Annotated in this window: 14 protein-coding genes; all 14 read right to left on the bottom strand. The window is 68.9% G+C overall.

All coding sequences use genetic code 11. The features are described 5' to 3' along the window. Positions 1-3: 3 nt before the first annotated feature. Genes WC969_13040 through WC969_12975 form a run of 14 tightly spaced genes read right to left on the bottom strand, consistent with a single transcriptional unit; the run spans position 4 to position 13,014 of the window. The gene (locus tag WC969_13040) at positions 4-1,074 is read right to left on the bottom strand and encodes a nucleotidyltransferase family protein (protein ID MFA6030776.1); all 1,071 of its coding nucleotides are present in this window, start codon (positions 1,072-1,074) and stop codon (positions 4-6) included. Further along, complete coding sequence (locus WC969_13035; GenBank protein MFA6030775.1) at positions 1,062-1,706, bottom strand: acetyltransferase; 645 nt, start codon at positions 1,704-1,706, stop codon at positions 1,062-1,064. The genes WC969_13040 and WC969_13035 overlap by 13 nt, the downstream gene beginning before the upstream one ends. Beyond that, positions 1,703-2,890, bottom strand: coding sequence for a UDP-N-acetylglucosamine 2-epimerase (gene neuC, locus WC969_13030; GenBank protein MFA6030774.1), 1,188 nt, complete (start codon positions 2,888-2,890; stop codon positions 1,703-1,705). The genes WC969_13035 and neuC overlap by 4 nt, the downstream gene beginning before the upstream one ends. Beyond that, on the bottom strand, positions 2,887-4,599 hold the full coding sequence (neuB, locus tag WC969_13025; GenBank protein MFA6030773.1) for an N-acetylneuraminate synthase: 1,713 nt from the start codon (positions 4,597-4,599) through the stop codon (positions 2,887-2,889). Before neuB ends, neuC begins: the two co-directional genes overlap by 4 nt. Further along, positions 4,596-5,792, bottom strand: a complete 1,197-nt coding sequence (locus WC969_13020) for an N-acetyl sugar amidotransferase (protein ID MFA6030772.1) — start codon at positions 5,790-5,792, stop codon at positions 4,596-4,598. The genes neuB and WC969_13020 overlap by 4 nt, the downstream gene beginning before the upstream one ends. 23 nt (positions 5,793-5,815) lie before the next feature. Beyond that, positions 5,816-6,451 (bottom strand): imidazole glycerol phosphate synthase subunit HisH, encoded by a 636-nt coding sequence (hisH, locus tag WC969_13015; GenBank protein ID MFA6030771.1) that lies wholly within the window; start codon positions 6,449-6,451, stop codon positions 5,816-5,818. Continuing rightward, the gene (locus tag WC969_13010; GenBank protein MFA6030770.1) at positions 6,433-7,224 is read right to left on the bottom strand and encodes an imidazole glycerol phosphate synthase cyclase subunit; all 792 of its coding nucleotides are present in this window, start codon (positions 7,222-7,224) and stop codon (positions 6,433-6,435) included. The genes hisH and WC969_13010 overlap by 19 nt, the downstream gene beginning before the upstream one ends. 40 nt (positions 7,225-7,264) lie before the next feature. Further along, positions 7,265-7,948: a PIG-L deacetylase family protein gene (locus WC969_13005; GenBank protein ID MFA6030769.1), complete on the bottom strand. Its 684-nt coding sequence runs from the start codon at positions 7,946-7,948 to the stop codon at positions 7,265-7,267. Beyond that, the gene (locus WC969_13000) at positions 7,945-8,439 is read right to left on the bottom strand and encodes a GNAT family N-acetyltransferase (GenBank protein ID MFA6030768.1); all 495 of its coding nucleotides are present in this window, start codon (positions 8,437-8,439) and stop codon (positions 7,945-7,947) included. Before WC969_13000 ends, WC969_13005 begins: the two co-directional genes overlap by 4 nt. Continuing rightward, positions 8,436-9,248, bottom strand: a complete 813-nt coding sequence (locus WC969_12995; GenBank protein ID MFA6030767.1) for an amidohydrolase family protein — start codon at positions 9,246-9,248, stop codon at positions 8,436-8,438. The genes WC969_13000 and WC969_12995 overlap by 4 nt, the downstream gene beginning before the upstream one ends. Continuing rightward, positions 9,238-9,912: a class I SAM-dependent methyltransferase gene (locus tag WC969_12990; GenBank protein MFA6030766.1), complete on the bottom strand. Its 675-nt coding sequence runs from the start codon at positions 9,910-9,912 to the stop codon at positions 9,238-9,240. The genes WC969_12995 and WC969_12990 overlap by 11 nt, the downstream gene beginning before the upstream one ends. Then, positions 9,909-11,120: an ATP-grasp domain-containing protein gene (locus WC969_12985; protein MFA6030765.1), complete on the bottom strand. Its 1,212-nt coding sequence runs from the start codon at positions 11,118-11,120 to the stop codon at positions 9,909-9,911. The genes WC969_12990 and WC969_12985 overlap by 4 nt, the downstream gene beginning before the upstream one ends. Further along, a complete protein-coding gene (locus WC969_12980) occupies positions 11,117-12,127 on the bottom strand; it encodes an N-acetylneuraminate synthase family protein (GenBank protein ID MFA6030764.1) in 1,011 nt (336 codons plus the stop codon). The genes WC969_12985 and WC969_12980 overlap by 4 nt, the downstream gene beginning before the upstream one ends. Beyond that, a complete protein-coding gene (locus tag WC969_12975) occupies positions 12,124-13,014 on the bottom strand; it encodes a hypothetical protein (GenBank protein MFA6030763.1) in 891 nt (296 codons plus the stop codon). Before WC969_12975 ends, WC969_12980 begins: the two co-directional genes overlap by 4 nt. Between the last annotated feature and the right edge of the window lie 22 nt (positions 13,015-13,036).

Below are 13,036 nucleotides of genomic sequence, written 5' to 3'. Positions count from 1 at the left end.
AAGTCAGGTCAGGAACTCCTGGTCGTATTCCTGCTGCGCGCGCTGGTAGTCTTCCATCTTTCCGATATCCAGCCAATATTCCTGGATGGGGAAGCAACCTACGCGGCCCGGCTCCGCGGTGCGGATCGATTCGAGGAAATCGGGCATGTCCCGCGGCGCGCCGCGCTCCAGACGCCGGATCAGCGAGGGCTCGAAGACGTAGATGCCGGCGTTGACGAAGAAGCGATGCACGGGCTTCTCGATGATGGACGAGAGCTTGTGGTCCTTGACGGTGACGACGCCGTAGGGGACCTGAAAGTCGTATTCGCGCAGGCAGATGGTGGCCAGGTTGCCGTCGTTGCGGTGATACTCGAGAAGAGCCTCGAAGTTGACCTTGGTTAGGAGGTCTCCGTTCATCACGAGAAATGGACTTTCGAATTCGCGTGCGATCAGGCTCAACGCGCCGGCAGTCCCCAGCTCGCGGGGCTCGTCGATGTATTCGATCTGCGCTCCGAGGGAGGATCCGTCTCCGAAATGTCCCCTGATCTGATCCGCGAGATAGTTCACGGACAGGATGAAGCGTGTGAACCCCGAGGAGATGAGTCGCGAGATGAGCAGCTCGAGCAGGGGCTTGTCCCCGATGCGCATCATAGGCTTCGGGGTCGTGGAAGTCAGGGGGCGCAGCCGCGTGCCCTGACCTCCCGCCATGATCACCACCCACTGCGGATGCGCTGTCGGCACGGACATGTAGTCGGTCATCGCGGCGAGTTCGACGAGCCGCGAGCGGTCGTCGACGATGGGGATATAGGCGCGAGGGTGACGGCGGAAGGCGGCCGCGATCTCCGCTTCGGGCGTCCCGACGCTCAGCGTGAACGGACGGGGGTTCATGAAGCGGTCCGCGGGTGCGTCCATCGTCTCTCCGCGCAGGAGGGCGCGGCGGATGTCGCTGTCGACGACGATCCCCAGCAGCCGGCGGCCGTCATCGACGATGAGCGCGATGCCGACCTGCGTGCGGGTGATGCTCTCCATGGCCTGCCGCAGCGGGGCGGTCGGAGGGAGGAGGATGTCGGGATAGCGGCGGATCATGTCCGGCATTTTCGGACCTCGCGGGCCGGGACTCCTATCATCGTCCGGCCGGGGGCGGCGTCCCGCAGCAGCACCCCTCCGGCCCCGATTCGCGCCCCGGCGCCGATGACGACGCCCGGGCAGACGACGGCGCCGGCGCCGACGAAGGATCCTTCCCCCACGACGACGCCTCCGCAGAGCACGGCGCCCGGGGCGATGAAGGCGTGGTCGCCGATGGAGACGTCATGCTCGATGACGGCGCCGGTGTTCACGACGGCGTTGTCTCCTATCCGGGCGCCGGGATGCACCACCGCACGGGTCAGGATTTGGGAGCCTTCCCCGAGCTCGGCGGTGCGCGCCACGCAGGCGGAAGGGGCGGACACAGGCGGGAAGCGGAAGCCGCGTTTGCGGAGCTCGAGGAAAACGCGTCGGCGCAGGGCGAGCCCCTGGGCGACCCCGAGCCCGTTGACGAGGGAGGTGCGCCTGCGGGGGAGCGCGTCGATGGCCGCATCCGATCCGAGCACCGGCAGGGAGTCGATGAGCCGTCCGTGCAGGGAGGGATCGGCGTCCGTGAAGCCCAGGAGGCCGCGTGCGCGCCCGCCGCGCAGGGCCTCGAGGAGGACGCGTCCGTGTCCGCCGGCCCCGATGATGACGATGCTCATGGATGCTCCTTGCCGCAGGGGAGATCGTGGAATTTCTTGCGCAGAAGGGCGTCGCCGAGAGGCACCGTGCGCAGGATCCGCAGTACGCGTTCCGATACGCGGCCGCCGAGATAGGGGCTTCTTCCGGTGCACCGTTCGCGCCGGAACGCGGAGGAGAGGGCGCGCCGCAGGGCGGCGACGACGCGCACTCTTTCGGGGGGGCAATCGATGATGGAAGGAGCCCGGAGTCGTCCCGCCTGGCGCTCGCCCACGTTGATCGTGGGCACGCGCAGGGTGGGCGCTTCGTGGACCCCGCTCGAGGAGTTCCCCACGATGGCCGCGGCGCGGCGCAGCAGGCTGAGATAGGCCTGCTGCCCGAGGGATGGGACGGCGGCTGCGAAGTCCGGGTGCGCGCGCGCGAATGCGGCGATCCGGGCGTTGATCCTCCGTCCGCCGCGGTCCGCGTTGGCGTAGGTCATGACGACAGGGATCCGGAGCGAGCGCACGGCGGAGAGGACTTCATCGAGCTCGAGCGTCTCCCGTCCCGTACGGCAGGGGAGGGGGTGTTGCGTGAGGACCACGAAGGGTCCGTCCAGGCGCAGACCGACCAGGCGTTCGAGCTCCCCGAGAGGTGTCGGGACTAGGCGGGCGATGTACTCCAGTCCCGGGGCGCCTGTGAGTAGGACGTTGGACGGCGCTTCTCCCATCTGGATGATCCTTCTCCGATAGGGCGCCGCCGCGGCGCAATGAAGATGAGCGAGTTTGGTCACGGCATGGCGGACCTGCTCATCCATGACGCCCTCGGTGGATTCGCCGCCATGCAGATGAACGATGGGGATGCGCGCCGCCGCGGCGGCCGCCGCCGCGGCGAGAAGTTCATAGCGGTCTCCCAGGAGCAGCAGGAGATCGGGGGATAGGCGCTCAAGCGCCGAGCCGAACCCCGCCACCCCGCGCGCGATGGCGCGGATGACCGCGGCATCAGTGTCGGGGTCCGAGTCGGAGAGAGTCCTCACGCGGGCGGCGACGGGGAAGCCGTCGCGGAGGACGCCGGTCACGGTATGGCCGAACCTGCGGCACAGGTGCGAGCCGGTGACGATGAGACGGAGGTCGAGGGCTCGGTCCCTCTGGATCCCGCGCAGGATCCAATAGAGGAGTCCGTAATCGGCCCTCGAAGTGGTCACGACGGCGATCTTACGCCGCTTCATGCGAGGTCCTCCCAGCGGAGGAAATCATCCTTGTCTAGAGGACGCTTCAGGCGGCGGCCCACGAGCTCCGACGTCCGGAAGGCGGGGATGCCGGTGCCTGGACGCTTGCAGTCGAGGTCCTCCTCCTCCAGGGCGCGTCCCGCCGGCAGCGGGCGGGACGCGACCACGCTTCGGCGCGCCGCACCTCGCACGGCCTCTTCGCAGGGAGCCGGAACCTTCATCGCGGACCCGATGGCGGCCGTGACGCGTCGTACTCCGTCCACCATGGCCCGGAACTCCGTGGGTTCCAGCGAGGCCCGGTGGTCCGGTCCGGGGAGCGCGCGATCCAGGGTGAGATGCTTCTCGATGAGGGCGGCGCCCCTCGCCGCGGCCGCGATGGCGACGTCGATCCCCGGGGTATGGTCGGAGAATCCGACGGGGAGCCCGAAGGCGTCCCGCAGGGCGTCCATCGCGGCGAGGTTGGCTTGTTCGGGGGGGGCGGGATAATCGCTGACGCAGTGGAGCAGCGTCAGATCGGCTCGGCTGAGATCGCGGATCCAGCCGACGGCCCGCACGACTTCGTCCATCGTGCTCATGCCGGTGGAAAGGATCATGGGGAGGCCCTTCCGGGCGACATGCTCGAGGAGCCGGCGGTGGGTGAGCTCTCCGGACGCCAGTTTGAAGACGCGGACGCCGAGCCCCTCGAGGAGGTCGACGCTCTCCCTGTCGAACGGCGTCGAGAGGAAGTCGATGCCCAGTTCCCGGCAGCGTGCGATCAGCGCGCGATGGGCGTTCTCGTCGAGTTCCAAGCGCCGCACCAGGTCGTGCTGGGAGGAGGCCTCCGGGGCCGTTTTCATCTGATAGGGGGCCTTGGGAGCGTCGCGGCGCGCCAGGCGGTCGGCTCGGAAGGTCTGGAACTTCACCGCGTCGGCTCCGGCTGCGGCGGCGGCTTCCACGAGGCGGAGCGCCATGGAGAGGTCTCCGTTGTGGTTGACGCCGGCCTCGGCGATGACGGTGACGCGCGGCGGCGGAGGCCGGTGCTGGCGTGCGCGCAGGAGCGCCTCGGCCACGGCCCAGTCCGACGGGGCGTCGAGGTCCACCGCCTCGTCCGGGGGAATCACCAGGGCGAGCGCCCCTTCGGCCTGCAGCGTGCGCGAGCGGAGCAGGTCTTCGCGCCGGATGAGGTAGATCGATCCGTCAAGGGCATAGGCGGGCGGCAATTCCTGGCGGCAGGCGGGAGGTGCGTCTCCGGGCCGGGCGGGCTTCAGGCGGCCGCCTTCGTCGATGGAGTAGCACCACAAAGGGTGCGCATGAGCCGGCGTGACCGAGACCACCCCGGCGGGACCCGCCCGTTCCAGGAGCGACGCGGCGCGGACGAGAGTCTCCGTTTGCCGCAGGGGCGAGGTGGGTTGGAGCAGCATCAGGGCGTCGGGACGGTAGCCTTCATCGGCGTCGAGACGCTCGAGCAGGTGGAGGAGGACGTCCACCATGGGGGTGGAGTCTCCCGCCAGGTGCGGAGGCCGGAGCCAGGGGACGGCCGCACCATAGGCTTCCGCGACCGCGGCGATGGAGGGGTCGTCGGTGCTCACCCACAGGCGGTCGAGACAGCCGGCGGCGCGGGCTCCCAGCAGTGCGCGGGCGACCAAGGGGATCCCGCACAGCGGCTTAATGTTCTTTCCCGGGATCCCTTTGGAGCCTCCGCGGGCGGGGATGACGCCGAGGATCCTCATGAGACCCTGGACTTCAATCTCCAGGTGTTCCCGGCTTTTTCCCACAGGTGAGGGGGGCGGAAGCCGTCCACGACCTCCCAGAAGCGGGCTTCGCTGAGACCCGTGTATTCGAGGAACTCCTTGAAATGCTTCTTCGGAAATTCCCCGTCGTAGCGGTGGACCAGGGCGACGCCCTCTTCGCGGGAGATGTGGCCGTCGCGGATCTCATGGGCGGCGTCCGAGGTCGTGCGGCCTATCCCGAACTTGATGAAACCCAGGTAGTAGTGGTAGCCGTCGAGCCGGTCATCCAGGCTGGCGTATTTCGAGTAGGTCCCTTCGGAGCGCCCGTCCGGGTTGGCCTGGAAGTCGGTCTGTTCGACGGCGTAATAGTAGTTCTCCTGCGGGACCCATTTCTTGTAGTAGCCGAAGAACCGGATCTTCAGGTCTGCGCGCTCGCAGGCCTTCTGGTCGGGCGGGAGATAGTACTTGAGGTCGGCGAGGTCGATGCCGTGCTTGAGCCATTCGAGCGGGCCGACTCCGGAGAAATAGTGCTTGACGAGGTCTCCGGAGGCGTCATGTCCGCAGCGGTCGGCGGCGTGTCGGTCTCCTCCGTATTCGACCTCCCCGTCCTCGCCGTACATCACCAGCGAGATTCCGTGCTTGACGGCCATCTGCATGGGGAAGGCCTTCTGCCCGTAGATGAAGGGCTGGAAGGGGTCTCCCAGGTGTTCGAAGGCGAGTCTCGTCATCTGGCGGTGCACGCGCCCGTTGGGAGTCCCCAGGATGTTGTCGTGGCCGCCGACATGGATGAAGTTCTGGAAGTTCTTCCAGCCGATGTCGGTGTAGAGATGGGGAGACCAGGTCACAGTCAAAGGATGCATGCCGTATTTGTATTTGAGCTGATGCGCGACGAAGGTCGAGTCCTTCCCTCCGCTGGCGGGGACGATGACGTCCCATGAGCCGTCCTTGCTCCGATGCTGGTCGCAGAGCTTGATGAGCTCATGCTCCCGCTTCGTCCAGTCGATCCCCTTCTGCTTGTGTTCGGCGAATCGGCACGCGCTGCAGACGCCATGCTCGTCGAAATGGATGCGCGGCCGCTGGTTGGAGATGACGCAGCGCGCGCAGTACTTCACCTCCAGAGGGAGATTGTATTTGCGGGTGACGGGGTGATCGGAGAGCTTGGAGCGGTCCTTATCGGAAGAGGGCGTCGTCATGGGTTCGTCTCCTGTCGGCGGCTTCAGAGTCTGAGAAAATTCTCCAGCAGGCGCAGGCCGACGGGCCCGCTCTTCTCCGGATGGAATTGGCAGCCGATCAGGCTGCCCGAACGGAGGATGGAACAGAACGTCTCCTCGCCGTAGGAGGTCTCCCCGAGGCGATGGCCGGGCTCGCTGGGTGCGGCGAAGTAGGAATGCACGAAATAAAACTGGGGGGCGTTCCCCAGGTCCTTCATCAATGGGTCACTCCAGCCGGGAGCGCCGTCGACGGGCCGCACCGGGCTCCAGCCGACGTGGGGGACCTTGAAGCCGTCTCCGCCGTGCAGGCGGCGCGTGCGGCCGGGGACGAGATGCAGACCTGCATGGACCCCGAACTCGTCGCCTTCGTCGAGGAGCAGCTGCATCCCCAGGCAGATTCCGAGCAGCGGACGGCCGGTGTGATGGAACTCCCGCACCGCGGCGTCGAGCCCGCGGGCATGGAGGCCGGCCATGCCGTCGCCGAAGGCCCCCACGCCGGGCAGGACGAGCCGTTCGGACTTCCGGAGTGCCTCGGGGTCCGAGGACGCGACGGCGGTGCAGCCGGTCCGATGCAGGGCGCGCAGGATGCTCAGGAGATTCCCGAGTCCGTAGTCGGCCACCGTCACCTCGGCGGGAGGCATGCCTCGTCCTCCGTGCGCACGGGGATCCCGCGCGCGGTCAGGGCCCGCTTCAGGCCGGACACGGTCTGTCGCTCATAGTGAAGGAGACTCGCCACGCAGACGGCGTCCGCGCGGCCGGTCTCGACGGCGTCGGCGAGGTGGCCGGGTTCCCCCGCACCTCCGCAGGCGATGACGGGGATCTCCGTCTGCGCGGAGATGAGCCGGGTCAGCGCCAGGTCATATCCTTTCCCCGTGCCCTCGCGGTCGACCGAGGTCACGAGAAGCTCCCCAGCGCCGAGGCGGGCGGCTTCCCGCGCCCATTCGACCGCGTCGCGGCCGGTGCGCTCGCGGCCGTTGTCGGTCAGGACCTCCCAGTGGTCGGGGCCGCGGAGCTTCGCCTCGATGGAGACGACGATGCACTGGCTCCCGAAGCTCCGCGCGGCGTCGCGGATGAAGTCCGGATTGCGCACCGCGGCGGTGTTGACGGCGACCTTGTCCGCCCCTGCGCGAAGGAGCGCGCGCACGTCGTCAAGAGTGCGGACGCCCCCGCCGACCGTCATGGGGACGAACACATCCTGCGCGGCGCGCTCGATGATCGCGGTGAGGCTGTTGCGGCCGTACAGGCTGGCCACGATGTCCATGTAGAGCAACTCGTCGACGCCCTGCTCGTAATAGCGCCGCGCGTATAGGCCGGGTTCTCCGATGATGCGAAGGCCTTCGAGATGGATGCCCTTGACGAGGTTCGGGCCCTTGATGTCCAGGCGGGCGATGACCCGGATGCCGTGGGCGTTCATGCCGCCCCCGTCCCGGTGCGGGCGCGTCGGCGGAGACGGGTCACGGGACGATGCTCCTCACCAGCTCGAACGCTTCTGCGGAGGAGAAGCCGGCTTGAGAGCCGCGTACCGCGGCCAGCGCTTCGACGAGCTCCCGCGAGCGCGGATGAGGGAAGGGGCGGAGTTCTCCCGCGTAGGCGCGCAGGGCCGCGAGTTTCGTCTCGAGGTGGCTCTGGATGGAGATGAACACGGAGGGGGAGAACGCGCGGGCCGGCTCGAATCTCCATTCGGTCGAGGAGGGGACCTCGAAGGCGAGGATCTCGCGCACAGTCGCCCCGGGGAGAGGCCGGAAGGCCGTGCGCACGGCCTCGGCGGCGATCCGATGGTCGATGTTCAGGTCCGCGGTGGAGTGGGTCAGGATCGTCTCCGGCCGGAACCTCTCGACGGCCCGCTCGATAGCCTGGATGATCCGCAACCTCGGGACGGCGTCGAACTGGTTGTCCGGCAGCCCGAGGAAGTCGACGCGGGCCGCCCCGAGTGCGGCGGCGGCCCGGCGGGCCTGGGCGCGCACGCTCTCGAGAGACTTCTTGCCGGGCCGCGGGCCCCGGCGGGAGAACGGACCCTCTCCCAGGAGGAGGATGCGGACCTCGGCGCCTTCGGCGCAGCGGCGCGCGATGGTCCCTCCGCAGCCGAGGACTTCGTCGTCGGGATGCGCAGCCACGACAAGGACGCGGGGGATTCTCATGGAGCCCTCTCGAGCCGGTAGTAGTCGTATCCGCCGCGCCGCAGGCGGCGGACGAACTGATAACCCGCCTTGAGGAAGGCGAGGGTCGATGGAAGATTGTCGGCCCGCGTGTGCGCGAGCAGTCTACGGATCCCGAGACGGCGCGCGCGGGCGGTCGCGCCGGCGATGGCGCGGGGTCCCAGGCCGCGGCCGCGCGCTTCGGGCGCGAGCGACAGGCTCACCTCGGCCAGACCGCGTCGTCCGAGGTCCAGGCGGATCTGGCCCAGAGGACGCCTCTTCGGGTCGAGAAGCATGAAGAGGCGCGTGCGGGGATCGAGCAGCCGGGCGCGGAGCCAGTCGGCGTGTTCTGCCGAGGCGACCGGCCGCGCATGGAAGAAGAAGCGGTAGGCGGTCGGGTCGTTGCGCCAGAGGAGGAGGGCGGCGCCGTCGGCGAGGGTCGCCGGGCGCAGGGGGAGAGGCCTCGGCTCGGCGCGGCGCGGGCGCCTGCTCATCGTGCGGGACTCCTCTGTCTCAGGAACTCGGCGGCGTTGTCGTGCAGGAGCTTGCGGCGCACGGAGGCCGGGAGTCTCCGAAGGAGCGGCTGGGCGTCCCGCAACGCCTCTTCCCAGGGCACGCCGGGGGAGTCGGAGCCGAAGAAACATCGGTCAGGGAAGCGCCGTATGAGATGGGCGAGATCGTCGATGACGCCGCTCCCTTTCCAGTAGGTCGTGGTGAAGGAGGTGTCGATGTAGACGTTGGGCGCGTCGTCCATCAGGAGATAGGCTTCCCGGACGCGGCAGCCGCCCGCATGGGCGAGGATGAGCGGCGCGGCATATCCCTTCTGAAGGAGATGGGACGCCAGGGCCAGGGCGTCGTGTTCGTAGAGGCTCCGGCTGCCGAAGGTTGAGCATAGGACCAGGAACATCTTCTGGCGCTGTGTCTCGCGGGCCGCGCGGAGGATGGTGGGATAGTCCGCCGGACGGATCTTCTGCTCGTAGGGAAGGAGTTTGAGACCGGCCAGCCCGCCGCGGCGGGCCCTCCGGACCGACTCCTCCGCGCGCGCGGTGCGGAAATCGAGGAGGGCCGTGAAGGCCAGCCGGCGCGAGGGAGGCAGCGGCCGTCCGATGACGCGGCCGTCGAGGAGGTGGACCAGGGCTCGGACGACGCCGCGCGCTCCCAGTCGGAGCTCGAGCGCCGAAACGAGGGCCGGGAAGTCCGGACGGTCCGCGACGCGCATCTCCGCCGCGGTATCGGCGCGCTCAAGGATGTGTGCGTGCATGTCGGCGAGGGGCGGGGGGCGCCGCCGGGAGCTAGAGCGCATCGGTCTCCTTCGGGCGCCTGCGCATGACGAGCATGAATTCGTGCTGGGGCAGCCCTTCGTAGTCGTGTATGAGAGAGCAGAACGGCGTCAGGGTCTGCGCGAAAGACAGAATCGCGGCCGGAGCATGGTAATGGATGAAATCCTCGCGGGGATAATCGTCGTTGTGCACGTCGGAGATCGCGTTGAGGACGAGTATCCGGCGGGCCGCGGCGAACGTTCGGCGGATGAATTCCCGGGTATAGGCCGCGTGTCCGGGGGTCTTGAAGTTGATCACGCCCAGGGAGACGACGATGTCGGCGACCGGGTTCCGGTACGGCGCGAGCATGATGTCCCGTTCTTCGAATCGGCAGTCGGGATATCGTCCTTCGGCGATTTCCAGCAGACGCGGATTGATGTCCGCCCCGCGGTACGAGCGCAGGAGCACTCCGCGTCGGCGCAGGAATGGGTACAGGTCGGCCAGGCCGCAGCCGACGTCGAGCACGCTGCGGCCGCGCCATTCCGCGGCCGGGAGGGCGTGCAGGAGGTCGAAGAAGCGCTTGGTCTGATACCGCTTCTTCCCCCAGCCCAGCGCGTACGCTCCCGGGCCCTTTTCGGAGAGGCGGCGGTCGTAGCGATCGACGGTCTGCCGGTTGATCCGGGCGACGGCGGCCTTGTCGATGGTCACGACGCGTACTCCACGGTGATGCGCCGGCGCAACTCGTCGAGGGTCCGCTCGCAGGCGGCATGGCTTTCGTCGTGCACGATGATGGAGGCGTGGCGGAACGCATCGCCGACGATCGGCTGGACGTCCTGTCCCTTCTTGATGAGCATGCGGAACTGGAGGACGCGGGGGTCGCGGGAGACTTCCTCCTCGCCGCACCAGCCGCGCACGCGGCCGGGTTCGAACTGGAAGAAGCTCAGCACGGCGGAGCCGTGGCGCATGAACCCGGGCTCGACGGCCGCCGGGGGGGCCCCCAGCGCGCAGCGGACCAGGTGCGCGTTGGTGTCGAAGCCGGAGAGGGCCGGGCAGATGCGGCTGAAGATGTGCACGCCGCCGCCGCGGTTGTGCGTCTCGATGAGGTAGGGCCGTCCGCGGGAGTCGATCATGAATTCGCCGTGCGTCGCGCCGAAATCCAGCCCCAGGGCCCGGGTCGCCGCCTCGTTGGCGGCCAGCAGGGCCGGCAGCTCCTTTCGGATGTGCTCGGTGTCGTAGATCAGCTCCATGGCAACGCGCTTTCGTCCGCCCAGCATCTTCTTCCAACTGGCCGCGAGCGTCCGGTATTCCCCCCGCCGAAGGAAGACGCCCTCGACCGTGGTGAGCAGGCCTTCGATGAACTCTTCGATCAGCACGATGCGGGAATGGGAGTGCGCGACCGCCTCCAGCCAGGCGGAGCGGAGCTCCTCGGGGGAGTCCACGCGGTTGACGCCGAAGTTTCCGCGATTGTCGACGGGCTTGACGATGAGCGGGTAGCCGACGTCGGCCGCCGCCGCCTCGATCTGGTCCCAGCTCATGCAGCCGTGGAACTTCGGCTGGAGGACCGACGGGTCCTGCGCGACGCGACGGCGCATCTCCAGCTTGTTCGTGACGCCCTGGGCGGCGTCCAGCCTAACGGCGGGGAGGCCGAGCTGTTCTCCCAGCCAGGCGGCGGCGTAGAGGGAATAATCACATTGGTCCGAGACGACGGCGTCGATGCGGTGTTCCTGCGCGAGGCGGAGCATGCCGGGGAGGTCCCGGGAATCGATGACCGCGGTCGCGTCGGCGTGGACGAATCCTTCCGCGCCCGCCTCCGAGGCGTTCGTCGCCAGGATCCAGCAACCCATGCGGCGCGCGGTCTCGATGAGAGGCGTCTGTTCCCATCCGGAGGCGATCACGAGCAGGCGGCGGGGACTCATCGGAGGTCCTCCCAGTGCAGGATGCTCCCTGCGCGGATGTCACGGGCGCTGACGCGGCCGCTCAGGCGGGGTTCGTCGGCGGCCGCGATCCCCGCGGGCGCCCGGCGGTAGACGAAGGGCGGCCGAACGGGCGCTCCCGCCGTGATGGGCCGCGCGGCGAGGATCCGGTAGTGTAGACCGCGCGCGGCGCGCTCTTCCGCGGGGAGCAGTATCCGGCCGGGCGCGGAGAGAGCCGCTTCCACGTCGCGGACGGCGCGCACGAGGGCGCGGAGTTCCTCGGGCTCGGCGGCGAACGCATGATCGGGACCGCGCAGGCGCCGGTCGAGCGTGAAGTGCTTCTCGATGATGCAGGCGCCGCGCGCCGCGGCCGCAGTCGCGAGGGTCGTGCCCAGGGAGTGGTCCGAGAGGCCTACCGGACAGCGGAAGCGCTGCCGAAGTGCGTCCATGACCCGCAGCTGGGCGTCCCGCGGCGTGGTCGGATAGCTGGAGACGCAGTGAAGAAGCGCGTAGCGGCGGTTGCCCTCCCTCCGGCAGAGCCTCACGGCGCGCGTCACGGCCTCGTCTTCACAGTATCCGGTCGAGATGACGACCGGCTTGCCGGTCCGGGCCACGGCGGAGACGAGTTGGGGGAAGGCGAGGGTCTGCGGGGAGGCGATCTTGTAGAGCCGCGCACCGACGCGCTCCAGGAGCGGGACCGCCTCGAGGTAGCAGGGGCTGGCGAGGAACTCGACGCCGTGGCGGTCGGCGCAGGCCTTGAGCTTCGGGAGCCATGCCTCGTCCAGACGGATGCGGCGGAAGAGGCGCAGGAGCGTCGCGTCCCGGTGCGCGTACATCCGGTCGTAATCGAGGCACTGGAACTTCACCGCGTCGGCGCCCATCTTCGCCGCGACGGCGATCATCCTCAGCGCCTGCGCGAGCTTGCCGTCGTGGTTGGAACCGATCTCGGCGATGACGTAACAGGGGCGTCCCGGGCCGACCGTGCGTCGACCGATGCGCAGGGCGTTCACGGACGGTCCTCCAGAAGGAGACGGGCCACGCGCCGCGCTCCCTGGCCGTCGAGGATGCGTCCCGCGCGGGCTCCGAGTTCGCGGCGCAGACGCGGGCTCCGGTCGAGCTTCCGGAAGGCGGCGCGCAGGCGCGGAAGGAAGCCCCGCATATCGGGCTGCCCGACGGACAGCGTCGCACCGGCTGCGGTCATCCCAGCGATGTTCCCGTTCTGGTCGCGTCCGAGGTTCAGCGCGACCGTCGGGGTGCCGGCGAACGCCAGCTCATAGAGCATCTGGCCGCCCGCGGTCAACGCGGCGTCGCAGGCTTCGATCAGGGGGCGGAGGTTCAAAAGTCCACGATGGAGCGCGACCCGGGAGGGGAAGGACGGAGGGGTCTCCGGTGCCAGGGGGCCGAGGAGCAGGTGGAGACGCGCGGCGGGGAGGGTCTCGAGGAGTTCGCGGACGACCCTTTCCGCCAGGCCCCAGCCGTCGCCTCCTCCCAGGGTCACGAGGACCTCCCGGATGCGGCCGGAGATCCGGCGCGGCCGGGCCGGCGTCCAGTATTCTCGCCGCATGAGGTGGAACTTCGGCCCGATGAGGAGTCCTGCGGCGGCCGTCGCATGGAAGTCGAGGCCCGGGGCATAGACATGGCTGCTCAGGAGCCAGTCGCAGGGAGCGCGTGACGTGCCGAAATCGTCCACGACGAGGAGGGTCCGTCCGTGCCGGCGGTTCCAGAGCAGGTCGCTGTCCGTGAACTCATAGGAGTCGGCGATGAGGATGTCCCAGTCCCCGGAGCCCAGTGGGCGGGTCCCGAAGCCGTGCGAGCGGACCCACCGCGCGCATGCTCCGTCGAGCCCCAGGAACACGGGGTTGCGGCCGCGCTCACGGAACGCCTGGGCCAAGGCCATGCAGCGGCCCAAGTGGCCGAGC

This window comes from Elusimicrobiota bacterium, assembly GCA_041660925.1.
Taxonomy (GTDB): Bacteria; Elusimicrobiota; Elusimicrobia; order UBA1565; family UBA1565; genus JBAZUV01.
Note: the sequence above shows the minus strand (reverse complement) of the source record. Positions and strands in the feature narration are given on the sequence as shown.

Coding starts and splice junctions, on each gene's coding strand:
- WC969_13005 (MFA6030769.1), bottom strand. CDS start 7,948: ATGAGAATCCCCCGCGTCCTTGTCGTGGCTGCGCATCCCGACGACGAA.
- WC969_13000 (MFA6030768.1), bottom strand. CDS start 8,439: ATGAGCAGGCGCCCGCGCCGCGCCGAGCCGAGGCCTCTCCCCCTGCGC.
- WC969_12995 (MFA6030767.1), bottom strand. CDS start 9,248: ATGCGCTCTAGCTCCCGGCGGCGCCCCCCGCCCCTCGCCGACATGCAC.
- neuB (MFA6030773.1), bottom strand. CDS start 4,599: ATGAGGATCCTCGGCGTCATCCCCGCCCGCGGAGGCTCCAAAGGGATC.
- WC969_13035 (MFA6030775.1), bottom strand. CDS start 1,706: ATGAGCATCGTCATCATCGGGGCCGGCGGACACGGACGCGTCCTCCTC.
- WC969_12985 (MFA6030765.1), bottom strand. CDS start 11,120: ATGAGTCCCCGCCGCCTGCTCGTGATCGCCTCCGGATGGGAACAGACG.
- WC969_13020 (MFA6030772.1), bottom strand. CDS start 5,792: ATGACGACGCCCTCTTCCGATAAGGACCGCTCCAAGCTCTCCGATCAC.
- neuC (MFA6030774.1), bottom strand. CDS start 2,890: ATGAAGCGGCGTAAGATCGCCGTCGTGACCACTTCGAGGGCCGATTAC.
- hisH (MFA6030771.1), bottom strand. CDS start 6,451: ATGCCTCCCGCCGAGGTGACGGTGGCCGACTACGGACTCGGGAATCTC.
- WC969_13040 (MFA6030776.1), bottom strand. CDS start 1,074: ATGCCGGACATGATCCGCCGCTATCCCGACATCCTCCTCCCTCCGACC.
- WC969_12975 (MFA6030763.1), bottom strand. CDS start 13,014: ATGGCCTTGGCCCAGGCGTTCCGTGAGCGCGGCCGCAACCCCGTGTTC.
- WC969_13010 (MFA6030770.1), bottom strand. CDS start 7,224: ATGAACGCCCACGGCATCCGGGTCATCGCCCGCCTGGACATCAAGGGC.